This is a genomic window from Culturomica sp., assembly GCF_003524185.1.
Lineage (GTDB): Bacteria > Bacteroidota > Bacteroidia > Bacteroidales > Marinifilaceae > Culturomica > Culturomica massiliensis.
On sequence record NZ_DOED01000001.1, the window covers coordinates 59,988 to 85,833 of the forward strand.

The 25,846-nt window shown below is 43.3% G+C and carries 17 protein-coding genes and 1 pseudogene; 9 read left to right on the top strand and 9 right to left on the bottom strand.

The window, feature by feature from the left end; genetic code table 11:
* Positions 1-703: 703 nt before the first annotated feature.
* The 7 genes from DD657_RS00240 (at position 704) to DD657_RS00270 (ending at position 13,018) form a co-directional block, all read left to right on the top strand.
* Positions 704-2,689: an alpha amylase C-terminal domain-containing protein gene (locus DD657_RS00240; RefSeq protein ID WP_021987174.1), complete on the top strand. Its 1,986-nt coding sequence runs from the start codon at positions 704-706 to the stop codon at positions 2,687-2,689.
* A 39-nt stretch (positions 2,690-2,728) separates the two neighbouring features.
* On the top strand, positions 2,729-4,699 hold the full coding sequence (locus DD657_RS00245; RefSeq protein ID WP_068688703.1) for an amylo-alpha-1,6-glucosidase: 1,971 nt from the start codon (positions 2,729-2,731) through the stop codon (positions 4,697-4,699).
* Positions 4,700-4,729: 30 nt separating this feature from the next.
* Entirely contained in the window at positions 4,730-6,016 is a 1,287-nt protein-coding gene (locus DD657_RS00250; protein ID WP_068688704.1) for a glycosyltransferase family 4 protein, read from the top strand.
* Between the two features lie 67 nt (positions 6,017-6,083).
* On the top strand, positions 6,084-7,442 hold the full coding sequence (locus tag DD657_RS00255) for a glycoside hydrolase family 57 protein (RefSeq protein ID WP_021987171.1): 1,359 nt from the start codon (positions 6,084-6,086) through the stop codon (positions 7,440-7,442).
* A 161-nt stretch (positions 7,443-7,603) separates the two neighbouring features.
* Positions 7,604-11,848 (top strand): alpha-glucan family phosphorylase, encoded by a 4,245-nt coding sequence (gene glgP, locus DD657_RS00260; protein WP_021987170.1) that lies wholly within the window; start codon positions 7,604-7,606, stop codon positions 11,846-11,848.
* Between the two features lie 275 nt (positions 11,849-12,123).
* On the top strand, positions 12,124-12,474 hold the full coding sequence (locus DD657_RS00265; protein WP_148453131.1) for a hypothetical protein: 351 nt from the start codon (positions 12,124-12,126) through the stop codon (positions 12,472-12,474).
* Between the two features lie 13 nt (positions 12,475-12,487).
* On the top strand, positions 12,488-13,018 hold the full coding sequence (locus DD657_RS00270) for an outer membrane beta-barrel protein (protein ID WP_287047951.1): 531 nt from the start codon (positions 12,488-12,490) through the stop codon (positions 13,016-13,018).
* A gap of 448 nt (positions 13,019-13,466) precedes the next feature.
* Here the strand turns inward: DD657_RS00270 and DD657_RS00275 are convergent, their stop codons facing one another.
* Complete coding sequence (locus tag DD657_RS00275) at positions 13,467-13,796, bottom strand: translation initiation factor (protein ID WP_068692049.1); 330 nt, start codon at positions 13,794-13,796, stop codon at positions 13,467-13,469.
* Positions 13,797-14,250: 454 nt separating this feature from the next.
* Between DD657_RS00275 and DD657_RS00280 the strand changes: the two genes are divergently transcribed.
* Together DD657_RS00280 and gltA are read left to right on the top strand one after the other, a co-directional pair.
* The gene (locus tag DD657_RS00280) at positions 14,251-15,063 is read left to right on the top strand and encodes a sulfide/dihydroorotate dehydrogenase-like FAD/NAD-binding protein (protein WP_021987168.1); all 813 of its coding nucleotides are present in this window, start codon (positions 14,251-14,253) and stop codon (positions 15,061-15,063) included.
* A 74-nt stretch (positions 15,064-15,137) separates the two neighbouring features.
* Positions 15,138-16,580, top strand: a pseudogene (gene gltA, locus DD657_RS00285) (NADPH-dependent glutamate synthase); the annotation flags it as partial.
* 78 nt (positions 16,581-16,658) lie between these two features.
* Here gltA and DD657_RS00290 read toward each other — a convergent pair.
* The 8 genes from DD657_RS00290 to DD657_RS00325 form a co-directional block, all read right to left on the bottom strand.
* Positions 16,659-17,147, bottom strand: a complete 489-nt coding sequence (locus DD657_RS00290; protein WP_068688710.1) for a DUF4251 domain-containing protein — start codon at positions 17,145-17,147, stop codon at positions 16,659-16,661.
* 39 nt (positions 17,148-17,186) lie between these two features.
* Entirely contained in the window at positions 17,187-17,690 is a 504-nt protein-coding gene (locus DD657_RS00295) for a DUF4251 domain-containing protein (RefSeq protein ID WP_021987165.1), read from the bottom strand.
* A 15-nt stretch (positions 17,691-17,705) separates the two neighbouring features.
* Complete coding sequence (locus tag DD657_RS00300) at positions 17,706-18,989, bottom strand: M16 family metallopeptidase (protein ID WP_021987164.1); 1,284 nt, start codon at positions 18,987-18,989, stop codon at positions 17,706-17,708.
* Positions 18,990-19,021: 32 nt separating this feature from the next.
* Positions 19,022-20,260 (bottom strand): M16 family metallopeptidase, encoded by a 1,239-nt coding sequence (locus DD657_RS00305; protein ID WP_287047953.1) that lies wholly within the window; start codon positions 20,258-20,260, stop codon positions 19,022-19,024.
* Between the two features lie 51 nt (positions 20,261-20,311).
* Positions 20,312-21,265, bottom strand: a complete 954-nt coding sequence (locus tag DD657_RS00310) for an NAD(P)H-dependent flavin oxidoreductase (protein WP_021987162.1) — start codon at positions 21,263-21,265, stop codon at positions 20,312-20,314.
* A 107-nt stretch (positions 21,266-21,372) separates the two neighbouring features.
* Complete coding sequence (locus tag DD657_RS00315; protein ID WP_021987161.1) at positions 21,373-22,791, bottom strand: MFS transporter; 1,419 nt, start codon at positions 22,789-22,791, stop codon at positions 21,373-21,375.
* 284 nt (positions 22,792-23,075) lie between these two features.
* Positions 23,076-23,648 (bottom strand): rubrerythrin, encoded by a 573-nt coding sequence (gene rbr, locus DD657_RS00320; protein WP_021987160.1) that lies wholly within the window; start codon positions 23,646-23,648, stop codon positions 23,076-23,078.
* A gap of 209 nt (positions 23,649-23,857) precedes the next feature.
* Positions 23,858-25,507, bottom strand: a complete 1,650-nt coding sequence (locus DD657_RS00325) for an RluA family pseudouridine synthase (RefSeq protein ID WP_287047954.1) — start codon at positions 25,505-25,507, stop codon at positions 23,858-23,860.
* Positions 25,508-25,846 lie beyond the last annotated feature (339 nt).

The window sequence follows — 25,846 nt, forward strand, 5'->3', positions numbered from 1 at the left end:
CAAATGCGTTGAGTGTTTGTGTTGCTTTCAGGTGAACATAAGTATTTGAATGTTTCAGAATACTTTACTGGTGATTTACAGAAAATAGTCTTAAATCAAAGAATGTTAAAACGATTTAAAAACCTGGAAAATGAACTTGGAAAAGAAACTTTTCGAACTTATTTTCCGTTTGTATAAATCAAATTTTAACCTTATTATTTTAATTAGTAATAAGTGGTGAATAAATTACGATGAAATTGTAATGTGATTTTGTGTAAAATTATATTAAAAATTCATTAATACTTTTGTTTGTATAATAATTTGATTTACAAGTATGATATGTAGTATTTGTCATCAAAGTCAAATATTCGGGAAATTTTGCACATAAAAATACACTTAAAATTTGCAAATAAAACTAATAAATGTTATATTGCGAATGCACTTCAGATCTTGCCGATGCAGGATGTGATGTATATTAAATGTTATTTTTACTCATAGTGTCGTATAATATGTTAATAATGTGAAAACAGATTGAAAAGAGGTATAGGAAACGTATGCGCGAATAAATTCGTAATTAGTTGAGTGATTGGAATTGATATTATTATAAATGTATTACTTTTGTATGCAGATAAAAGTTTGTCAAAGATGGTGTATCTTTTTTAATTATTTTAAAAAGAACCCATGGGTTGATAAAACAGTTTGAATATAATTATCAGATAAAAAAATGAAATGTAGTTTTGCCGATCGAGATGTTTTGCTTGAGCCCTTTCGTAACATAATCAGGAAGCGTTATGAAAACTTTGTGTTGCGTGAGATTGGTTTTACCGAAGGAAAACGGAAATTGGCGGATACATTTAATTCATATCTGTATTATGGTTTGCATCGGACAGAAGGGGGATGGGTTTTTCGGGAATGGGCTCCGCACGCGACTGCTCTTTATCTGATCGGAGATTTTACGGATTGGCAGAAGAAAGAAGAATTTCGTTTGTATCCTGTCGGAAATGGAAATTGGGAGATTGCGTTGGTTGACGGGCAGCTCCGGCATGGCATGAAATACCGTTTGTGGGTAGAGTGGGACGGAGGATATGGGGAACGTTTGCCGAGTCATACAACCCGGGCTGTGCAGGACGAACAGACTAAGATTTTTTCGGCAGAGGTATGGTATCCTGAACATGTGTATGAATGGCAGAATGACTTTTCGAAAAAGTTGAAAAATCCATTGATCTATGAGGCTCATGTCGGAATGAGTACTGAAAAACCGGGTGTTTCCACCTTTGAAGAATTCCGGAATGAAGTGCTGCCCCGGGTGGCCGGTTTGGGATATAATGCTATACAATTGATGGCTGTTCAGGAGCATCCCTATTACGGTTCTTTTGGTTATCAGGTGGCCAATTTTTTTGCGGTGAGTTCGCGTTTCGGAACACCGGAGGATTTAAAGCGGTTGATCGATGATGCACATGGCCGGGGAATAGCCGTGATTATGGATATTGTCCATTCTCATGCCGTAAAAAATGAGATGGAAGGATTGAGTCGTTTTGACGGAGCATATGATCTGTATTTCCATTCCGGGGAACAGGGTGAACATAAGCTTTGGAATTCGCGTTGTTTTGATTATGGGAAAAATGAAGTGTTGAATTTCCTGTTATCGAATTGTAAATATTGGCAGGAGGAGTACCGTTTCGACGGATTCCGTTTCGATGGTATAACCAGTATGTTGTATTGGGATCATGGGTTAGGCCGGGATTTTACGGAGTATAAATATTATTATGACGGGAATCAGGATGAGGATGCGATTATTTACCTGACAATGGCCAACCGGCTGATACATCAGATCAACAAGAATGCTGTTACGATTGCGGAGGATATGAGCGGGATGCCGGGATTGGCAGCCCCGATCGAGGAGGAGGGAATCGGGTTTGATTTCCGGATGAGCATGGGAGTCCCGGATTACTGGATAAAATTGATTGAGGATAAGAAGGATGAAGAGTGGCATGTGGGGGATTTGTTTTATCAGATGACGAATAAACGGGCGGACGAGCATACGGTCAGTTATGCCGAGAGCCACGATCAGGCGATGGTTGGAGATAAAACGATTTTGTTCCGTTTACTGGATAAGGAAATCTATTCTTCGATGAATGTGTTTCAGCGGAATATGGTGGTCGACCGGGGAATGGCTTTGCATAAAATGATCCGTTTGCTGACGATTACAACCGCCGGAGACGGTTATCTGAATTTTATGGGAAATGAATGGGGACATCCGGAATGGATTGATTTTCCCCGGGAAGGGAATGGCTGGAGCTATGAACATGCACGCCGGTTATGGCATCTGGTTGATGATGACAATTTGCGTTACCGTTATCTGAATGCTTTCGATAAGGCCATGTTGAAGTTGGTGAAAAAGGAGAAAATATTCCGGTATCGTCCGGAACCGATGGTGAGGGATAATGAGAGGCAAATTCTGATTTTTTCCAGAGGAAGTCTGGTACTGGCCTTTAATTTCAATCCGACCCGGTCTTTTTCCGATTACCGTTTCGGGACACAGCCGGGGAAATACGTGGATGTACTGGATACTGACGATACGTTATTCGACGGATTCGGCCGGATCGATAAGAAAACAGCACATTTTACATTGTATGATGAGAGTGACGGAAATCAGATGAGCATATATTTACCGGCCCGTTCGGCTTTGGTATTGAAATTACAGGATTAATAACCGAGATCAAAATAAATTAAAAGATATCATTTCATTATGGCCTATTTAAAATTTAACAAAGATGAATTGGTGAATCTGGAATATTCACTGAAGCGTGAGGTTCTCGCAACAAACCGGGCGGGTGGCTATATGTCCTCCACAATTATTTGCTGTAATACCCGAAAATATCATGGATTGTTGATTGTACCTATCGAGGAGTTCAACAATGAGAACCACGTGTTATTGTCTTCCCTGGATGAAACTGTGATACAACACGGACAGGCTTTTAATCTCGGTATTCATAAATATCCGGGTAATTATGAGCCCAGGGGACATAAATATATTGTTGATTTTGAATATGAGCCGGTATATACTCTGACATACAGGGTCGGCGGTGTGGTTTTGAAGAAAGAGATTGTACTGGTGCATAATGAAGATCAGGTCGTTATCCGTTATACATTGGTGGATGCCCATTCGGAAACCTTACTTCGTCTGAAGCCGTTCCTGGCATATCGCAATGTGAATAGCCTGTGTAAGGCCAATATGATGGCCAATACGAAATATGAGTTGGTAGAAAACGGCATCCGTTCTAAATTATATAACGGTTTCCCTTACCTGCATATGCAGTTGAGCAAGGGGAATGAGTTTGTTGCGACCCCGGATTGGTATAAGAATATCGAGTATATGGAAGAAGAAAACCGGGGATATGACTTCCGGGAAGATTTATTTGTACCGGGCTATTTTGAAGTACCGATCAAGAAGGGGGAAAGTATTATTTTCTCGGCTTCCACCGTACCTGCAGCAACGGGCAGGCTGAAGAGTAAATTTCAGAAGCTGGTTGATGCCCGTGCTCCCCGAAACAGTTTTGTGAATTGTTTGAAATATTCAGCTTCCCAGTTTGTCGTAAAAGAGGGGAAAGATACGGAGATTATCGCCGGTTATCCGTGGTTCGGAGCCTGGGGACGGGATACATTTATCGCTTTGCCGGGCGTAACATTGTCTGCTGCCGGGGATACCAGGACGTGTAAAGACGTACTCGATACCATGTCGCGTCAGTTGTGCAACGGATTGTTCCCGAATGTCGGAAAAGGCAAGAATGCCGCCTACAATTCCGTAGATGCTCCGATGTGGTATTTTAAGGCATTGCAGGAATACGGCGAGGCAATCGGTGATACGGCATTGATTTGGAAAAATTACGGTTCCAGGATGAAATCTATCCTGACGGCCTATCGTGCAGGAGTCAATGCCTATGTGCAGATGCATGAGAACGGTTTGATATGGGCGGATGAGCCCGGTAAAGCATTGACCTGGATGGATGCCATCGTAAATGGACGTCCGGTAACTCCGAGAGGCGGTTATCAGGTTGAGATCAATGCTTTGTGGTATAATGCCGTTTGCTATACCTTAAAATTGGCACAAGAGGCCGGAGACACGAAATTTGTGAATGCCTGGGAACAGATGCCCGAGCGTATAAAAGACAGTTTCCTGAAAATATTCTGGAACGAAGAAAAAGAGTATCTGGCTGATTATGTAAGCCAGGAGGGACAAAATATATTCGTACGTCCGAATCAGGTCATTGCCTGTTCGTTGGAATATTCCATGCTGACTGATGAAATGAAGCGGAAGATTCTGGACGTTGTAAAGAGAGAGTTGTTGACCCCGAGGGGTTTACGTACCTTGTCGCCGAAAAATCCCAATTACAAGGGATTGTATGGCGGAAGCCAGCCCGATCGGGACGAAGCTTATCATCAGGGAACGGTATGGCCTTGGTTGACGGGACCGTATATTGAGGCTAATTTCAGGCTGTATGGCACGTCTTTTGCATCTAAGGCGAAAGAATTGCTTGCCGGCTTTGAGGAAGACATGACTCTGTACGGTGTATGTTCCGTGTCGGAAGTATATGACGGTAATCCTCCTTATGCACCTAACGGTTGCATCTCGCAGGCCTGGAGTGTTGGGGAAATTCTCAGAGGACTGGCGTTGATCCATAAGTTTGAGAAGGGCGCTTCGAAGGGAAAGAAGAAATAAAGGTTGTTAATTATCAGAAATCAGGAATATATGAAAACAAGAGTTTTAATGTTCGGTTGGGAGTTCCCGCCTCATATTGCCGGGGGATTGGGAACTGCCTGTTTGGGATTGACGAAAGGGCTTGCCAAGCAGGGTGTTGAGGTTTTGTTTGTGATGCCGAAAGCCAGTGGGGATGAGGATCAGAGCGCCGCCAGAATTATCAATGCAAGTGATGTAGAAGCTTTGTTCGACGTTGTCGATATCGAGGAATACTGGAAGAATATCAATTTTATGGAGATCGGGTCGAACCTGATTCCATACATGGATCCGGAACGTTTTGAGAGAGAAGTGAACGAGCAGTTGAAAACCGGTCATCAGGAAAATCGTATCGGTTTTAAGAATAAGTATACATTTTCGGGTAAATACGGGGCAAACCTGATGGAAGAAGTCGCCCGTTATGCTATTGTGGCTGCGACTATCGCCCGTCAGCAGCAGTTTGATGTTATACATGCTCACGACTGGCTGACTTATGCAGCCGGAATTGCTGCTAAGAAAGTATCCGGAAAACCTTTGGTGATTCATGTGCATGCTACCGAATTCGACCGTAGCGGAGAAAACGTGAATCAGTTGGTGTTTGATCTGGAACGTCAGGGTATGCTTGCGGCCGATCGGGTGATTACAGTAAGTAACCTGACCCGTAATATTGTTGTCAATCGTTATGGAATAGATCCGGCAAAAGTGGTGACTGTACATAACGCTGTTGATTTTCAGTCGTATAAAGATATGAATGTGGAACGCGGAGTGAAGGAAAAAGTCGTTACCTTCCTCGGACGTATCACATATCAGAAAGGACCGGAGTATTTTATCGAAGCTGCCCACAAAGTACTGAAGGCATATCCGGATGTACGTTTTGTAATGGCGGGAAGCGGGGATTTGATGAATCGTTCCATCCGAAGGGTCGCTAAATTGAGAATGGCTACTCATTTTCATTTTACGGGATTTCTCCGGGGACAGGATGTACAGAAAATGTTTGCTCAGAGTGACGTATATGTTATGCCCTCTGTTTCCGAACCGTTCGGAATATCTCCGCTGGAAGCTATGCGTTCCGGAGTGCCGACCATTATTTCCAAACAATCCGGAGTAGCGGAAGTGTTGAAACATGCTTTGAAAGTCGATTTCTGGGATGTGGACGCATTGGCAGATGCTATTTACGGTTTGCTGAAATATCCGGCATTATCGCAAATGTCAGGAAGATGCGGTTTGGAAGAAGTAAATACGCTGAAATGGGAAAATGCAGCTTATTTATTGAAGCAAATATACGAAGACGTAAAGAAATAAAACAACAGGGAGACAGGCTTTTATCACGGGGGAACCAATACGAAATAAACAATAAATTGATAATATTATGGATAAGAAGACATTATGCTTGTACTTTCAGGTTCATCAGCCGGTACGCTTAAAAAAATATCACTTTTTTGATATCGGTAAGAGTCATGAATATTATGATGACTTCGCCAATCGGACTATTACCCAAAAAGTAGCTAAACGCTGTTATTTACCGGCTAATAGGATGATGCTGGATCTGATAAAAAAATATGGAAAAAATTTTAAGGTTACTTTTTCCATATCCGGTTTGGCAATCGAACAGTTTGAGAAATACGCACCGGAAGTGATCGATAGTTTTAAGGCATTGGCAAAAACCGGATGTGTAGAATTTCTGGCCGAAACTTATTCACATTCTCTGGCAAGTTTAGTGGATGAGAAAGAATTCAAATTGCAGGTAAAGATGCATGCCGACCTGATTAAAAAACTGTTCGGTTATACCCCTGTGACCTTCCGGAATACGGAGTTGGTATATTCGGACAAGATCGGAGAAATGGTAGCGCATATGGGATATACGACGATGTTGACCGAAGGAGCCAAACATATTCTCGGTTGGAAGAGTCCTAATTATGTCTATACGAATGCCTTGAATCCTAAATTGAAATTATTGTTGAAAAATTTCCGGTTGAGCGATGATATAGCATTTCGTTTTTCTGATAAATCCTGGAGTGAATGGCCTTTGAGTGCTGATAAATATACCGGTTGGCTGAGTGAGGCTGTAAAGGATGACGATGTTGTCAATCTGTTTATGGATTATGAGACTTTGGGCGAACATCAGAGTTCTGATACCGGAATTTTCGATTTTATATATAATTTGCCGGAACAGGTATTATCGACCGGTTCATTCGAATTTCTAACACCCCGTGAAGTGGTTGCCAAACATTTACCGGTGGCTCCTTTGCACGTTCCTTTTGCAATTTCCTGGGCGGATGAAGAACGGGATCTGACAGCTTGGCTGGGAAATGAATTACAGATGGAAGCTTTTGAAGAATTGTACAAAATACGTCATAAGGTAGAAGCGTTGAAAGATCCGGTTTTGAACGACGATTACAAGTGCCTGCAAGCCAGCGATCATTTTTACTATATGTGTACCAAGCTGTTTGCCGACGGAATTGTGCATCAGTACTTTACGCCTTACGATTCACCTTATGAGGCATTTATCAATTACATGAATGTATTGAGTGATTTTATTGCCCGGGTTGATGAGGAAGACGAGAAGAAGGGGAAACCGGCAAAGGCGGTAGCTAAAAAAGTGGCAGAGCCGCAGGCTGCCAAAGTGACGAAGAAAGCGGCAACTGTAAAAAAAGAGGAAGGAAAAACAACCCGGAAAACGACGGGTAAAAAAGTAGAATCTGAAGTAAAAAAGACGAAGAAAAAGTGAGAATGAGTTGAAGGGAGATATAGAGGAAGCCAGGGAATGAGAAGGCTGTAAGGCCGCTTATTCCTTGGCTTCTATTTTTAAGCTTCCTTTTCAGTCGTGATTTGTGGTTCAAAAATTATTTTTTTATACCTTTGCGCTCACTTGAAGTAAAATATAATATTATGGATAACAATAAATTAAAGAATCCTGCCTATTTGTTTGAGGTAAGTTGGGAAGTTTGTAATAAGGTCGGAGGAATACATACCGTGATTTCGACGAAAGCATTGAATATGGTGAAAGAATACAGCAACAGCCATATTTTAATCGGTCCGGATGTGTGGAGATATACGGAACAGAATCCGGAATTTATCGATGATCCCCGTTTGTTCAGATCCTGGCGGCTTAGAGCGGCCCAGGAGGGGTTGCGTATCAAGGTGGGACGCTGGAATGTGGCCGGCCAACCGATCGTGATTTTGGTTGATTTTACGACTTTTATTACACAAAAAGATGCGATATTTTCTTCTTTTTGGGAAAAATATAAGTTGGACTCCATCAGCGGACAGTGGGATTATATCGAACCGGCACTTTTCGGGTATGCTTCGGGAAAAGTGATTGAAAGTTTTGTACGTTTCAATACGACGATGCGGCAGCGGATTATTGCGCAGTTTCACGAATGGATGACAGGAACCGGTTTGTTGTATCTGAAATATGCCATGCCGCAAGTGGGTTGTGTGTTTACAACTCATGCTACAGTATTGGGACGTTGTGTGGCCGGAAATAACTTGCCGTTGTACAGTGAGATGAAAAATTACGTGCCGGAAGAACTGGCCAGACGCTTTAATGTCGTGTCCAAACAGTCGTTGGAAAAAACCGCTGCCCAAAATGCGGATTGTTTTACGACTGTAAGTGAAATTACGGCGACGGAATGTGCTTATTTTCTGGATAAAGAGGTAGATATTGTTACTCCGAACGGATTTGAAAACGTATTTACCCCGAAAGATTCTGAATTTGAGAAGAAAAGAGAAGCCGGCCGGGAAAAATTTTTGCAGGTGGCCCAAGCCATATTGGGGCGTCCGGTGGCGGACAATGCCTTGATTGTCGGAATCAGCGGCCGGTATGAGTTTAAAAATAAGGGAATAGATGTATTTATCGAAGCCTTGGGGCGTTTGAACCGGAAGCACGGGACAAGCCGGGAAGTCTTGGCATTTGTATTGGTGCCTGCCGGACAAAACGGTCCGAATAAGGACTTGCAGCACAATATGGAAACTCCGAATTCACCGGTAAATGTAGGCGATCCTTATCTTACGCATTACCTCACCGATCCGATGCACGATCCTGTGCTGAACAATATCCGGATGCAGAAATTGTATAACGGGGAAGGGGATATGGTGAAAGTATTCTTTGTGCCGAGTTATCTGAACGGAGACGACGGTATTTTCAATATGCCTTATTACGATTTGCTGATTGGAATGGATTTGACGATATTCCCTTCTTATTATGAACCGTGGGGATATACTCCGCTTGAGAGCCTTGCCTTTAAAGTGCCGACGATTACGACGACTTTGGCCGGTTTCGGTTTGTGGGTAAAAGAACATTACAATATGGATCATCCCGGGATAGACGTTATTCACCGGGAAGACGGAAACAGCGATACCGTTATCGATGCAATTGCAGAACGGATTAAATCATATAGCCTGCAAAGTGGTCAGGAGGTATTGAATAATAAGGAGAATGCAAAGGATGTTTCGCGGATTGCTTTGTGGGATAACCTGATCATATATTATAAAAAAGCGTATGAGATTGCCTTGAATCGTGTAAACGACCGGTTGAAAGATATGCCGGCTACGGTCAATGAGCAGGTTTCTTATATAGAAAAACAACTTTCGGTAAATACCCCGCATTGGGTGAGTGTGATGATTCATCGCTCGATACCCGAAAAACTGATAGCTCTCGAGGAACTGGCGAAAAATCTTTGGTGGTGTTGGAATGATGAAGCCCGGGAACTCTTCCGGAGTATCGATATCGACCAGTGGCGGGCTTGCGGTCACAATCCGATTGCTTTGCTGGATAAGATTTCGTTGAGCCGTTACAAAGAATTGGAAAACGACCCGGTATTTGTGGGTAAATTACAGACGGTGTACGAGCATTTTAAGGCGTATATGGCTGCTAAAGAGAATATGAGCGGGGCCGGAGTCGCATACTTCAGTATGGAATACGGTTTGCATACTTCCCTTAAGATTTATTCAGGAGGGCTTGGAATCCTGGCCGGTGACTATCTGAAAGAAGCCAGTGATAAAGGCACTAAAATTACGGCTGTCGGCCTGTTGTACCGATACGGTTATTTTACCCAGAAATTATCGGCAATGGGGGATCAGGAAGCCGAATACGAGGCGCAGGATTTTATGAAGATTGCCGTAACGCCGGTGCGGGATAAAGACGGAAATTGGTTGACCGTCAGCCTGGTATTTCCGGGACGTAACGTATATGCCCGGATGTGGCGGGTAGATGTGGGCCGGATTGAGCTTTATCTGTTGGATACCGATTTTGAGGATAATTTACAGGAAGACCGTTCCATTACACACCATTTGTACGGCGGAGATTGGGAAAACCGTCTGAAACAGGAGTTATTGCTGGGATGCGGTGGTATTCAGGCATTGCGTAAACTGGGTATTGAAGCTTCGACTTATCATTGCAATGAAGGACATGCGGCTTTTACCGGACTCGAACGCTTGAAAGAGTATATTACGGAACAGAATCTGTCGTTTGCAGAAGCCATGGAGGTTGTCCGTTCGTCTTCTTTGTTTACGACCCATACGCCTGTGCCTGCCGGACACGATGCTTTTTCTGAAAACATGTTGCGTACTTACATTTCCCATTATGCCGATCGATTGAAAATCAGTTGGGAGCAGTTGTTGGGACTGGGTAAGATCAATGTAGCCGATCCGAACGAGAAGTTTTCGATGAGCTTCCTGGCGGCCAACTTGTCGCAGGAAGTAAACGGCGTAAGCTGGTTGCACGGTGAGGTAAGCCGGGATATTTTCAAAGGCTTGTGGCCCGGTTATTTCCCGGAAGAATTGCACATTAGCTATGTAACCAACGGAGTACACTATCCGACATGGACGGCTCCGGAATGGAAGAAGATCGAATCCCGTATATTCGGAGAGGCTTTCCAGACACACCATTACGATAAGAGTTGCTTTGAGGAAATCTATAAAGTGCCCGACGAAACGGTATTCCAGGTGCGTAACAGTTTGCGCAAGCGTCTGATCGACCATATCAAGCATATGCTGACCAATGGCGTGGCAGCTTCTTATTTTACACCGCGTCAGGTGATCGAGATTCACGATACATTGCGTGACGATATCCTTACAATCGGTTTTGCCCGTCGCTTTGCTACCTATAAACGGGCTCATCTGTTGTTCCGGAATCTGGACCGCCTGGATGAGATCGTGAATAATCCGAAACATCCGGTACAGTTTATATTTGCCGGTAAAGCGCATCCGGCCGATAAAGCAGGACAGGATCTGATAAAACGGATTGTGGAAATCTCCAAACATCCGAAATTCATCGGTAAGGTGTTGTTTTTGCCGAATTACGATATGGATTTAGCGAAGAATCTGGTACAAGGGGTGGATGTATGGATGAATACGCCTACCCGTCCCCAGGAAGCTTCCGGTACCAGTGGGGAAAAAGCCGCCATGAACGGCGTTATGCATTTCAGTGTACTCGACGGCTGGTGGGTAGAAGGGTATCGTCCGGATGCCGGATGGATGTTGCCGATGGAGCGGACGTATGAAAACCAGGCTTATCAGGATGAACTCGATTCTGAAATGATATATAACATCATCGACGACGATATCGCTCCTTTGTTCTACGATAAGAATGCAGCCGGCATGTCACCGCGCTGGATCAGCTACATCAAAAATACGATCGCTAAAGTGGCTTCTAATTTTACCACAAACCGGATGCTGATCGACTACGAAAATCAATACTATATTCCGATGTCCGAGCGGTATCATCAGATGATTGCCGATAATTTCGCTATGGCTACGGACATTGCAACCTGGAAGAAAAAAGTCAGTCAGGAGTGGGATAACATTGAAATTGTAAGCCTCGATATCCCGAGCCGTTCCAAGCAGATCATCGCTCTCGGAAAATCGTATTGGGGGAAAGTGACGTTGGAAATCGGAGATCTTTCCATGGAAGATGTAGGTGTGGAACTGGTAGCTGCCGAACAACATAACGACAAGCTGGTGATTCGCGAGAAACACGATTTTACACCGGTATCCCAGGAGGATGGAAAAGCTGTTTATCATATCGATGTGACAGCCGATGCTCCGGGAGTACTCAATCTGGCATTGCGTATTTATCCGAAAAATCCGTTACTGCCTCACCGTCAGGATTTCGCCTTAGTAAAATGGCTGTAATCCGGTGCAGATACAATAATAAAGCAGTTTAATCAAGCCTGCTTTTCACATTAAAACGAGATCTCTGAAAAGGGACCTCGTTTTTATTTTTTCCATAAAACAAAAAATTACCGGCAAAGTTCAGCATGACATTTTTATGTGTATCACTGAATGGAATATTTACCAATGTATAGTTATTTGATTATAATTGTACAAATAAAGTTGTTGGAGTATAGGTATTTTAGTTTATATTTGTAAAATTAAGGAATCTCCTAATCCCAAATATGTAACAAAATGTGTGGTGGAGTAAAGTATTTTGGGATTGTCTGTCTGTTTGTTTTGGTGAGTATCTCCTGTATATATATCAGGTCTTTACCCGTGAACCCAAACCGAAAGATAATTTCCTGCGTGTTGTAATACCTCAGATTGAGCGTTATACTCGTAATGACGGCAGGGAAGTATATCGTTTCGATACCTCATGGTGGTCGGGAAGTTATACCGTTGGAGTACAATTATATCCTAATATAGCTTATGCTTCTGTAAGTTATAGTCAGCCTTATAGAGCCCATATCGAGCGTGGTTGTGTGTACGGGGCAGCTAAATGGAATGGGAAATGGAGAGCTGCCAGAATTTATACAGGAGATTAAATATATGATCACTATGAAAATAATTATTATGTTTTTGGTATTAATTCCTGTTATTGCTTTTTCTCAGGAGACTGTTACCCCATTTGAGTTTGAAGTAGCTATAGGACCGAATTGGGGAATACAGAAACAAAAGGGAGAAGATGTGCGGACAGGATTAAATGTATTTATGGAAATGCGTTATAATTACAAGGCATGTTTTGATTTCGGAATGCAACTTTTTGTCGGTGCTTACGAACGGTTGAATAATAATGATAATTCGGAGACAATATATCGGAATGTTATTATCCAACCGGTTGCCGATTATAATTTCCGACAAGGTAAGAAAGTCAATCCTTTTGTCGGTTTGGGAATCGGTTTAGCAGCGATAGATATTGATAACGATAGAGTTGTTGAGAAGTCGTATTGTGTAAATCCCCGTATCGGAGCAGAGTTTTTTCATCATGCCCGGGTTACATTTGAATATCGTTTGTTAAGGACTGATTATAGTTTTTGGGGATGTTCCATTGGTATTGTTTTCGGAGGAGGTAATAAAAAGCAAAATTAGGATTCCAATTGCTTTTGTAAATTATGGATAGTTTTTGAGGAACATATATTTGAACTGAATTAAGAGAGTTTCTGATGATAATATTCTAAACTGTTATATCTTATTTGTTATCTCTGTTTGATTAAGAATTCGGATCCTGATGATAAGTATGTTTTTATTTGCATTATGGTTTCGGTTGGAAATAAAGAAATACGTAAAAGTATCAGTCTATCTTTTTAATTGAAGGTGATAAAATTTTTAATTAAACTGTAGTTTATAGAGCTGTTTTAAATCAAAAAGAGATCGGGAAGTTTTGTTTTTCGATCTCTTTTTTCGTTTGAATAAAATATTCTATATTTTGGAAGTAACAGGATGTGTTAAACAGAGATGAAGATTTGGAAGCATAAAGATTTAAGGGGAATTGTGGGGATAATTTCAAATCGTCGATCCGAAACCTACAATCTTGAATTTATTTGGCGCGGTAGCGGTTGGCCTGGAGGATGGCCAGGACTTTATCCCGTAAGGCTCCCTGGATGATGATGATTCCGTCTTTGATGCTGCCGCCTACTCCGCATTTGTTTTTCAGTAGTTTGGCGAGTTCTTTCAGGTCATTCTCCGTACCCACAAACCCTTGAACCAGTGTGACAACTTTGCCGGCCCGTTGTTTGGTGTCCAGTGTTACCCGTAAATTTTGCTTTTCCGGACTCAGGGTTTCCTGTGCTTCTTCCTGATTGTATTCGTAGTTGAAATCGGGATTGGTCGAATATACGATATTGATTCTGTCTTTTTTATTTGCCATGGTTTTCCGTGTTGTTTTGTTTATTTCTGAAATGGTTTTGCCGGTTTTGTCGATGAGATTGTCCGGCATGGATTTTCATAAATAACGATACGGCAAATGTACGATTTTATCTGAGGATTTTATTTTTTAAATTTTGTTTTCTGTCTTCCGGTTTTCCTTTTCGGGCGTTTTATATTTTAAAATTGCTTTTGTCGGGCAGCCGTTTTTATTTATTCCGGTTGGAAGATAACAATCAGAATATCCGGAGAATTAAAAATAGGGAATAAGACCGGAAATGCGGTTGGAATGCACAATTAAAAATCAGAACGGTTTTGTGATTCTTCCGGAAGCGTAAATCAAAGAGGATAAATTAAAAATAAATTTACGGAAGACTTGTAAGGTTAAAAATACCACTTATTTTTGTAAGTCTGAACAACTGTATATAGACGATAAAAACTATAACCGATAGAAAACTATGAATAAAATTTTGAAAAAAAGACATTTTTCTGACCGGGTCATACAACTGGAAGTGGAGGCTCCGTTGATTGCCAAGGCCCGTAAGCCGGGAAATTTTGTAATTGTGAGGGTCGGAGAACGGGGCGAACGTGTTCCTTTGACGATTTCAGAGGCGGATACCGTGCGCGGAAGTATTACTTTGGTTATTCAAAAGATGGGGGTTTCTTCGACAAAATTATGTGATCTGAACGAGGGGGATTATATTACGGATTTGGTCGGCCCGCTGGGTAAAGCGACTCATATCGAGAAGGTCGGAACAGTGCTCGCTTGTGGCGGAGGTGTCGGTGTTGCTCCTTTACTGCCTATTGTTCAGGGATTTAAAGAAGCCGGGAATCGGGTGGTTTCGGTTATTGCGGCCCGCAATAAAGATTTGGTTATACTGGAAGATGAGATCAGACGATATTCGGATGAGGTAATTGTGATGACGGATGACGGTAGCTACGGCCGGAAAGGATTGGTTACGGAAGGCATGGAGGAAGTGATCCAAAGGGAAAAAGTGGATTTGGCCGTGACGATCGGACCGGCAGTTATGATGAAATTTTGTGCCTTACTGACAAAGAAGTATGATATTCCGACAATTGCGAGTTTGAATGCTATTATGGTGGATGGTACGGGGATGTGCGGTGCCTGTCGGGTAACTGTCGGCGGAAAAACGAAATTTACTTGTGTCGATGGCCCTGAATTTGATGCACACCAGATTGATTTCGATGAGATGATGTCGAGATTGGGAGGATATAAGAATATAGAGACTGAAAAAATGAAACATATATAATAATCTTGGATTACGGATAACCGAAAGTTGACGTCGTTTGGGATTTAAATTTAGAATATATGAGCGTAAGCGATAGAAATACAGATTGGAGAAAGAAACTCCGGGAAGAAATAAAGGGTAAAGCAAGAACGGAGATCGAACGGGTGAAGATGCCTGAAAGAGCGGCTTCGGAACGTGTAAAAAGCCAGCGTTTGGAAGTAAATACCGGTTTAACCGAAGAAATGGCCCGCCGGGAAGCTTCCCGTTGTATGGATTGTGTCAATCCGACTTGTATGGAAGGTTGCCCCGTCGGAATTGATATTCCGGGATTTATCAAAAATATAGAACGGGGAGAAATAGGGGAAGCGGCGGCTGTATTAAAGCAGACGAGTGCTTTACCGGCTGTGTGCGGTCGGGTATGTCCCCAGGAAAAGCAATGCGAGTCGAAATGTTTTTATTTGCAGAAATTGAAAAAAGATCCGGTAGCGATCGGTTATCTGGAACGTTTTGCCGCTGATTACGAACGGGAGTCCGGACATATTTCCGTGCCTGAAGTGGCTGCTTCCAATGGAATGAAAGTAGCTGTGATCGGTTCCGGGCCTTCCGGACTGTCGTTTGCCGGAGATATGGCCAAGCGGGGATACGATGTGACGGTATTCGAAGCCCTTCACGAAATCGGAGGTGTTTTGAAGTACGGTATACCCGAATTTCGTCTTCCCAACCGGATTGTAGATGTAGAGATTGATAATTTGGGACAAATGGGGGTAAAATTCATTACGAATTTTATTGTTGGTCAGACAGCGTCAATCGAAGACCTGAAAGCCGAAGGATTCCGGGGATTTTATGTCGGTTCGGGAGCCGGATTGCCGCGTTTTATGAATATTCCGGGAGAAAATGCGAACGGGGTGTTGTCATCCAATGAATACCTGACACGGGTTAATTTGATGGGTGCCGATCAGGAGGATGCCGATACACCTGTCTTCCGGGGGAAAAATGTGGTTGTCGTCGGTGGTGGAAATACGGCTATGGATTCGGTGCGTACAGCCCTTCGCCTGGGGGCGGATAAGGCTATGATCGTATACCGGCGGAGTGAGGCGGAGATGCCTGCCCGTATCGAAGAGGTAAAACATGCCAAGGAGGAAGGGTGTGAATTTATTACACTGACGAATCCGGTTGAATATATTCAGGACGAGCAGGGACGGGTAAAACAGGTGAAGGTGCAGAAAATGGAATTGGGAGAGCCGGATGAGAGCGGACGGAGGAGTCCGGTAGCCGTGGAAGGATCGGAATATCTGATCGATGCCGATGTCGTAGTCGTAGCTGTCGGTGTTTCTCCGAATCCGATTATTCCGAACTCGGTACCGGGATTGGAAGTGTCCAGAAAAGGAACGATCGTCGTAGACGAAAATACGATGGAATCCAATATCCCGGGCTTGTATGCCGGAGGCGATATTGTCCGGGGGGGGGCTACGGTAATCCTGGCTATGGGGGATGGCCGCCGGGCTGCTGCCTGTATGGATGAACGGATGAAATTGTAAAGATAGATTACGGATGTACGGTTTTGGATTGGGCGTTTCAATTGCCTGAAAGAAAAAATCGGGATATAAAACCGGCGGTTATTGGCTGCCGGTTTTATAAATGGTACCTATGTAAGAGATCGGACTACGACGGTTGCTGGTTACATAAAGATAGCAGGTTCTGTCGTATTGAATATCCATTTCGAGCCGGTAGATATCGTTTTTACCGACAATATCGAAACTGTATTTGATGGCTTTTTTTACCTTCCGGCCTTTGATTTTTTCTGTACGGTTGAGCATTTCGTTGTCGAAAAGAATACCTTTATTTCCGGTCATGGAGAAACCGTAATTTCCGGTGTAGTAAGGGAGATAACCGGAGGCTTTTTTTCCGTTTACAGCTACCCAGGCACTGTCAATACGAACATTGACACCGCTTAAAGGCGTTGCGATGCTGAAAACGATTTTGAAATGATTGCCGTCGACGATTTCTTTGGTTTTTTGAAAGTCGTTCTGTATACGTTCGGTTTCGTTCTGTCCGTAGGAATACTGACAGATGTAAAATAAAGAGAGAAGCAGGATAAGTTTCATCGTTACGGAGTTTTTTCTCCGTATACGATGAAGTGATTTTTAAGGTTTGGAACTTTTTTCCGGAAGTGGGAAGACATCCCCGCTGTAAGAAATATGACTTTTCTGGTTGCTTCGTACAGATACCATACAACTGCCGCTTGCAGAAGCGTCTACATAAATGTCATACGTGTCGTTTGTCCCTTTTACCTGAAAATGGTATAGAATACGTTTGTTCTTCTTTTTATTTTTTACGGTCAGGGTAATTTTTTTCATGGGTGCATTGAATTCTATTCCTCCTTCTCCGTTGAGGGGAGCTGAATAGGCCCGTCCGAAAAAAGGAAAGAAACCTGTGGCAACGGAATCTTTTACGTTAACAAAACCCCGGTTGGAAAACAGGTCGACACTCCGGCCTCCGGAGGGATATGCCCGGTTTACCTCGATACGGAAGTTCCCGCTTTCGATTAAAGTTCGTAATTGCTCAAATGTGCTGTCTTTGGCCACATGATTCTGCGCTTGTAAGGTGAAGCTTACGGAGAGCAATAATAAAAGAAAAATGTTTTTCATGGCATCGGTTTTGGTTTATATTGTTTTTCCTGCGGTAACAATGTATAATTCTGCCGGATCCAGATAACGTTGGGCTAATTCCTGTAGTTCGTCAGGAGTACAGTGCTTTACCCGGTCGATAATGTCGATATAGAAACGGTTGTCTTTGCCGTAGATTAATTTCTGTTTCAGGGAATCTGCCTGAGAGAAAACACCGTCGATTTCCCGTAACAAGTCTCCATAAAAAAAACTTTTAACCCGGTTTAATTCGTCCGAAGGAATCGGTTCCTGCCTGATCTTTTCGATTTCTTTCAATATCTCGTCGATAGCGGCCCGGGTGTGTTTGTTGTCTACATCGGTGCTGATACCCCAATAGGCTGTCAGAGGAAGGGATACATTAAACGATTGTATACCGTAGGTGTAGCCTTTTTCCTCCCGTATGTTGGACATCAGGCGGGAACCGAAATAGCCGCCCAACACCGTGTTTAGCAGCAGAAAGCCGGCGTAGTCCTTGTCTGCCAGACCGACACCTTTTTTGCCGATCCGGATGCTGGTTTGTACGGCATCGGCTTTTTCGATATGATACCGGCCCGGTTTTGCCGGTTCGAATACATGTTCCGGTTCCGGTAAATCGTTTACCGGCCGGTTGGAGATGGCAAATGATTCCTGTACCCGTTTCCGTATTGTTTCCGTGATATTACCGGAGAGTATTATCCGGCTTTTACCGCTCAGGATTCTTGCGGTATAGAATTGACGGATCAATTCGGGGGTTATCCGGGTATAATCCTGTTCGGAGATTTGATTGCCGTAAGGGTGTCGTGTACCGAACATTACCCGGTACATTTCTTTCCGGGCCAGCCAGGCTGTTTTTTGCTTTTCTATCCTGAATTGCTGTAATTTGTTCCGAAGGTATATTTCCAGTTCGTTGGCCGGAATCGTACTTTCGGTTATCAGTTCCGCTACTACCGGGATGGTTTCTCCGGCAAATTTGTTCATGGAAAACAAATTGACTTCGGCCTTGTGCATACCCGAGTTGAAATCGGTGTAGGCTCCGTAATAATCGAAAATTTCAGCTATTTGGGAGGAGCTGTGTCGTTTTGTGCCTTCATTCAGCATATTGATCGTAGCGGAGGCTGTTAAAGGCTGAGGCTGATAGTATGCACCTGCATCGAAAGTTATGTCCATTTTGAATACTTCCTGATTGGGATCGTGTACCCAGATCACTTCCGTTCCGTTTGCAAAAGTCTCACGGGTGTATGAAAGAAGGGTGGGAACACTTAATTCAGAGATTACCGGACTTATTTTTCGATTGATATTCATGGGATAAAAAGATTAAATGCTTGTCGGATTATTTATTTTTTTCGGTAAATCAGTGTCGATGAGTTTTCCGGCCGGAATAATTCCCGGGCGGTATTTTTTAATTTGTCGACGGTGATCCCTTCGTATTTTTTGTTTTCACAATTGATAAGCCCGGCGTCTCCTAAAAATTCAAAGAAAGCCAGATTGCCGGCCTTGGTTTGGTAGCTGATCTCGCTGTAGCAAATCCGGGCTTCCGTTTTGTGGATGATTTTTTGTAGTTCCCGTTCGGAAATCGGATCACTGATAAAATGTTCCAATTCCGATTCCATCGCTTTTTCCGCTTCTTCAACAGAAACACCTTCGGATAGTTTACCGCTGAAAATAAACAGGCCCGGGTCGGTATCACCGCTGACATAAGCATCGACATCCGAGAAAATGCCGCTGTTTTTGATCAGGTGGAGATAAAGGCGTGATGACTGTCCGTTGGATAAGATATCGGAGATGATGTCACAGTGGTAAAAATTTTCGGATAAACGATTTCCCATGTGGTATACTTTCCAGATCATATCGGCAGGTACCGGGTTGTTTTCCAGAACAAGTCTCCGGGCTTCCTGTTGTTTCGGTTCTGCCGGCAACAAGGGTTTTCTGTAATGGGCGGGAGGAATATCGCCGAACCATTTTTTTACGAGCGCTACTGCTTTATCTTCGGTTATATTGCCGCAAATGCTGATGATCGCATTGTCCGGAGTATAGTATTTATTGAAAAAATCTTTCACGTCTTCCAATGTAGCCTGTTCGATGTGCCCGAGCGACATACCGATCGTAGGCCAGCGGTAGGGATGTACTTTATAGGCCAGCGGTCGCAAACGCAGCCAGATATCTCCGTATGGTGCATTCAGGTAACGTTGCTTGTATTCCTCCGTAACGACTTGTTGCTGAACATGCAGGCTCTGCGGAGAGAAATTCAGGTTCAACATACGGTCGGATTCCAGCCAGAGAGCGGTTTCAATATTGGCAGCCGGGACGGTGATGTAATAGTTTGTATAGTCATTTGTCGTATAAGCATTACTATCTCCGCCGGCAAGCTGTATTTCCCGGTCGAAATCCGGTATATTGAGCGAGCCGCCGAACATCAGGTGCTCAAAAAGATGGGCAAAGCCCGTTTTATCGGCGTTTTCGTTTTTGGAGCCTACTTTGTACAATATGTTGACGGATACGAACGGAGTACCTGCATCGTAGCTGCATAGCAACGTGAGACCGTTGTCCAGAATATGGCGTGAAAATTTAATCATAATAAAGATTTGAAAGTTGGGAAATGTGAAATTCAGGGAGGAAAGATTATCTTATTCCATCCGGAAATTATCAGATTTCAGTGTTTTCAGGGTATTGTTATAGTCTGAAAGGAGTGCTTTGAAAATTTCTTCCACATTTTCTTCTTTGGTAAGCATGGATGAAATTTGGCCGATTTCCAGTTCGCCTTCCTTCATATCGCCTTCGAAAATACCCATTTTAGCCCGTCCTTTTCCTAGTAATTCTTTTAACTTTTCGGTATCGGCGCCTTTTTCTTCCAATGCTTTTACCTGTTCGTAAAATTCATTTTTAATGAGACGGGTCGGGGCGATTTTCTTTAATGCTAACATCGTTCCTCCTTCCGGGGTATCCCATACTCTTTGCTTGAATGCCTGATGTGCGGACGATTCGGTCGCGACTGCAAAGCGGGAACCGATTTGTACACCTGCAGCACCTAAAGCGAAAGCAGCCAGCATGGCTTTTCCGGAGGCTATACCGCCGGCAGCTATGACCGGCAGATTACATTGACTGACGACATCGGGAATCAGAGTCAGGGTTGTGGTTTCTTCCCGGCCGTTATGTCCGCCGGCCTCAAACCCTTCTGCTACGACGGCATCGACTCCGGCTTCCTGGCTTTTCAGGGCGAAGGTAGCGCTGCTGACGACATGTACTACCGTTATGTCGTGAGCCTTCAGCAAAGGGGTATATTTTTTCGGACTTCCGGCAGATGTAAATACGATTTTAACTTTTTCACGGATTAACATATCGATCAGATTGTCAATTTCCGGATATAAAAGCGGGACATTAACGCCCCAGGGCTTCGTGGTGGCTGTGTGCATTTTCCGGATGTGTTCCAGTAAAGTTTCCGGATGCATAGAGCCGGCTCCGAGTAAGCCCAATCCGCCTTGATTGCTGACAGCCGATGCAAGGCGCCAACCGCTGCACCAAACCATCCCGCCTTGTATGATCGGGTATTTTATGCGAAAGAGTTTTGTGATTCGATTCATAAGTTTATGGTAGTTAAATATAAGTATATTCCTATTTTCGCAAATCTACAAAAAAATAGCGGAAATTACCATGTAATTTCCGCTATCTCTACAGTATTGAAGATAGATTAATCCTTTTTGATATTCGGTAATTCCAAACCGTAACCTTTGATTTTATCTTCTTTTTTCAACCAGAGACCCAATAATAGGGCAAATACACCCAAGCTGGCAAATACCAGCATCGGAACGGTGTAATTGTATTGTAGCGGGTCGGTGATGCCCGGGTTTACTGCCGCCAAAACATTGCCGATAATCATCGGGAATGCAAATAAACCTATATTCTGAATCCAGAAAATGACGGCATAAGCCGATCCCAACAGACGATCGTCAACTAATTTCGGGACACTCGGCCACAACGCCGCAGGAACGAGTGAGAAGGAAATTCCGAGTAGGATGATGGCTGTAAATGCAATGACCGGCCCTGCCATACTGCCTTTCAATACCGGTAATGCGAGCGCAAATGTAAGGTGACAGATAATCATCAGGAGAGCTCCGAATATAAGCATGGAAGCCCCCTTTCCTTTCCGGTCCAGATAGTTACCCAAAATGGGTGTAATTGCAGCAGCGCCCAGAGGGAATACAGAAAAAATCAAACCTGCCTTTTCTGCCGTGAAATCCAGATTACATTGCAACATATTGATGGCATATTTCTGGAAGGGGAAAATAGCTGAATAGTACAACACACATAATAAAGCGACAAGCCAGAATACTTTACTGGTAAAAATTTTACCCAAATCGCTGATTTTAAACGGTTCTTCAGGTTCTTCCCCGCTTTCTCCCATCTGTTTCTCCAGTTTTTTATCCATGAAGAAATATACGCAGAAAGAAATAAAACCGACGAGCAAAAGAATGACGCAGAACATCACGGAACGGGAAGCATCGCTGACTCCCCCCATGTTGGCGATAGCCGGTGATACGAGAACGGCTGCTGCAACTCCGATACGTGCGATAGCCATTTCAAGTCCCATGGCAAGAGCCATTTCTTTGCCTTTAAACCATTTTACGATACCTTTGGAAACCGTGATACCTGCCATTTCCACACCGCAACCGAAAATCATAAAACCTAACGCCGCCATTTTAGCGGAAGAAGGCATGCCTTCATAGAAGGGGAAGAAATTCCAGAAACCTTTTAAAAATTCATCGGCAGCACAGCCGCTAAAAGCCGAGGATACGGCGAAATATTTAATGTATGCACCGATGACCATCAATGCTCCGGAAAGTAAAGCCGTGTAACGTACTCCGATTTTATCCAGGATAATACCGGCAAAAATCAGAAAGAATACAAATACATTCAAAAAGGTTTCACTTCCCTGATAAGTTCCGTAAGCAGTGGGGTCCCAGCCATGAGTTTCTTGTAACATGGCCTGTAACGGAGACAATATATCTACGAACATATAAGCAAAAAACATTGCCGAGGCCAATAAGATCAAGGCAGTCCAACGTGCTGCCGCAGAGTCTTTCAATAGTTTGTTGATTTTTTCTGTCATAGTTTTTTATTTAGATTAAATATATTTTCGCGCATTGCCGTCAAAGTTATAAGAAATAAATAAAAAAGAGTGGTTTTCGATCACTCTTTTTTAGATTTCAAACGATTTAACAACCCTTTCCGGCACAGATCATACCGCCGGGAGAAGTTCCCGTATACGGCTTTTCTTTTCCGGATTTTTTTCCGTAGCTTTCGGATGAAAGGGTATCGGTTTGGATTACGTAAAAAACAACAGGTCTGTTTTAAAAATAAAACAGGCCTGTTGTTCTTTAGATGCGATGAACTTTAATAGTTATTCTTTTTCGGTTCAAAATAAGCTTGGGGATGTTCGCAAGCCGGACATTTCATCGGAGCTTTTTTACCTTTCAGTACATATCCGCAGTTACGGCATTGCCATTCGATCTCTTCGTCGCGTTCGAACACTTTACCGGCCTCAACGCGTGCCAACAAAGTCCGGTAGCGGGCTTCGTGTTCTGCCTCTACTTTAGCTATTTGACGGAATGTATTGGCAATCTGAGGAAAACCTTCTTCGTCTGCAATCTTTGCAAATTCAGGGTATAGATCTGCCCATTCTTCGTTTTCTCCTTCGGCTGCTGCTTTCAGGTTTTCGGCTGTCGTTCCGATGATACCGGCCGGATAACTTGCTGTGATTTCAACCATTCCTCCTTCCAGGTACTTGAAAAACTTCTTAGCATGTTCTTTTTCCTGTTCCGCCGTTTCCATAAATACGCCGCTGATCTGTTCGTAACCTTCTTTTTTAGCTACACTGGCAAAGAATGTATAACGACTTCTGGCCTGAGATTCTCCTGCAAATGATTTCAGCAGGTTTTGTTCTGTTCTGGTTCCTTTAATACTCATAACGTTATAGATTAAATGATTTGGCACTTCAATTTGTTTATGCAAGTTTAGTATGAACAAAGATAGCAAACAAATACTTTGTTTTTATAAAATTATAGTTTTTATCTATATGCTTTGTCTATAATGCGAATACAGGTTATTAAGAATGAATTTAAATAAGATAAACAGCATTTGTTGAAGATTTATTCCGGGATACAGATGTCCGTTTTTTAAAATTCAGCCTTTTTTTCTATCCGGATAATCTCATGAGATACGGGATGCCGGAATTCGAGACTTTCGGCGTGAAGGTAAAGGCGTTCTGCTCCCCGGCCGTATAAGGTGTCGCCCAGGATAGGCGTGTTTAAGCCAAGCGGATGGGCAGCATGGACACGTAGTTGGTGGGTTCTGCCGGTAAGGGGGTAAAATACGATGCGGGTTCGGTTGGCATTGTGCTCCACAACCCGGTATCGGGTAACGGACGGTTTACCGTGCTCGGGGCTGACGATCTGCCGCGGACGATCCCAGGGATCGAGACAAAGAGGAAGTTCAATAATTCCTTCGTCGCTGTCGATGTTACCGTCCAGGATAGCGACGTAACTTTTTTTTATAGTTCGGTTTTTGAATTGTCGCTGTAAATGGTAATGGATATCTTTGGTCTTGGCAATCAGCAGCAAGCCGGAAGTTGCCATATCCAGGCGGTGAACGGTCGTCAGGCCGGTAAGGGCGGGATGGTGTTTTTGGAGTAATTGACAAACGGAAGCCTGACTTGATTTTCCGGGGACGGACAACATGCCTGCCGGTTTATTGACAATCAGTAACCATTGATCTTCATACAGGATTTCCAATTCATACCTGTCGGGCGTATTTTCAGGTAGAAGGTTGTCTTCGACATCCAGTCCCTGAAGCATATGCTTTAAAATCGGTTCGCATTTTCCCTTACAGGCAGGGTAATAGTATCCGTGCCGGCGGAGCTCCGTTTTCGGGGAATTGCCCCACCAGAATTCTGCCATGGCAATGGGGTGGAGACGATTGAGATAGGCATATTGCAATAATTTGGGGGCAGCGCATTCACCGGCGCCTGCGGGCGGTGTCTTATGTACGGTCTCTTTAAAGATATCACACAGATTTCTTATTTCGCCCCGGGCGTTTAGTAGCTGAAATTGCTCGAAAAGTTTTTGTTGTAAAGCGGCAGAACGGTTTTTGCGTTCTTCTTTTAGTGTTTCTATCTGTAAAGTGAAACGGTCTGTTTCAGATTGAATTGCATCGATTTGTTTTTCCCAATACTGTTTCAGTCGTCTGAATTCTGCTTTCCGGAATTGACTTTCTTTGAGTAAATCGGCTTGCTCTGCCTCTGTGAGGGGATTTTTACGACGGACGTCCCGGTCTGCCTTGGCTTTTTTTAAATTGTCTTTGGCATCGGCCAGTATTTGTCCGGCTTTTTGATTGATATCGCTGATTTTCTGCCGGATATTCAGGTAATGAGTATCATTTTCCAGGGTGTTTATCCGTTCGTTGAGGGCCGTTATATTTGCCTCTTCTTTTTTGAAAAAGCCTTGAGGTTGCTGTAGATCATAAACCGGAGGTACGAAATAAGGATGTATATTCCGGCCTGCCAGAATACCGGAAAATGCTGCCAGATAGCCGATCCTGCCCGTTTCGGTCCGAACGACCAACACCCCGAACATTTTACCTTTATTCAATTCCTCTTCCCATTGTTTTTGCCGGGAAAGATAGTCCTGAATCTCTTCTGAGGCAATGATACAAAGCGGATGGGGGGTGTAGTGAAAAGGACAGGTAAATTTTGGGGGCAGGACGATGTGTGTCACCGGTGTTGAAAAAGGATGGAATCCGGATATTTTGTTCTCTTTTTTCACTGACATATACTGACCGTCTTTATTAAGTTAAACGGATAAGCCTAAAACGGGTATAAAAGTACGACGAATTTGTTCAATGGCAAAAGAAACGATCGGCAAAGCAGTTTTACGGTTTATGATTTTTGATTTCCGATTGTTGGGGAAAAATTAATGTGTTTGAATACCTGGGAAAGAGGTTAAAAATGACGTATAAAACCAGTGGCAAAATTACACACTGGGACGGACTCAATTGTGTAATTTTTGATTCGAAACCGGGATGGGAGTTGATGCGGTAAATTAAATTTAAATTGATTTTTGATAGACCGGAATTTTGTATACTTTTGAGTATCACGAAGGAGAGATAAA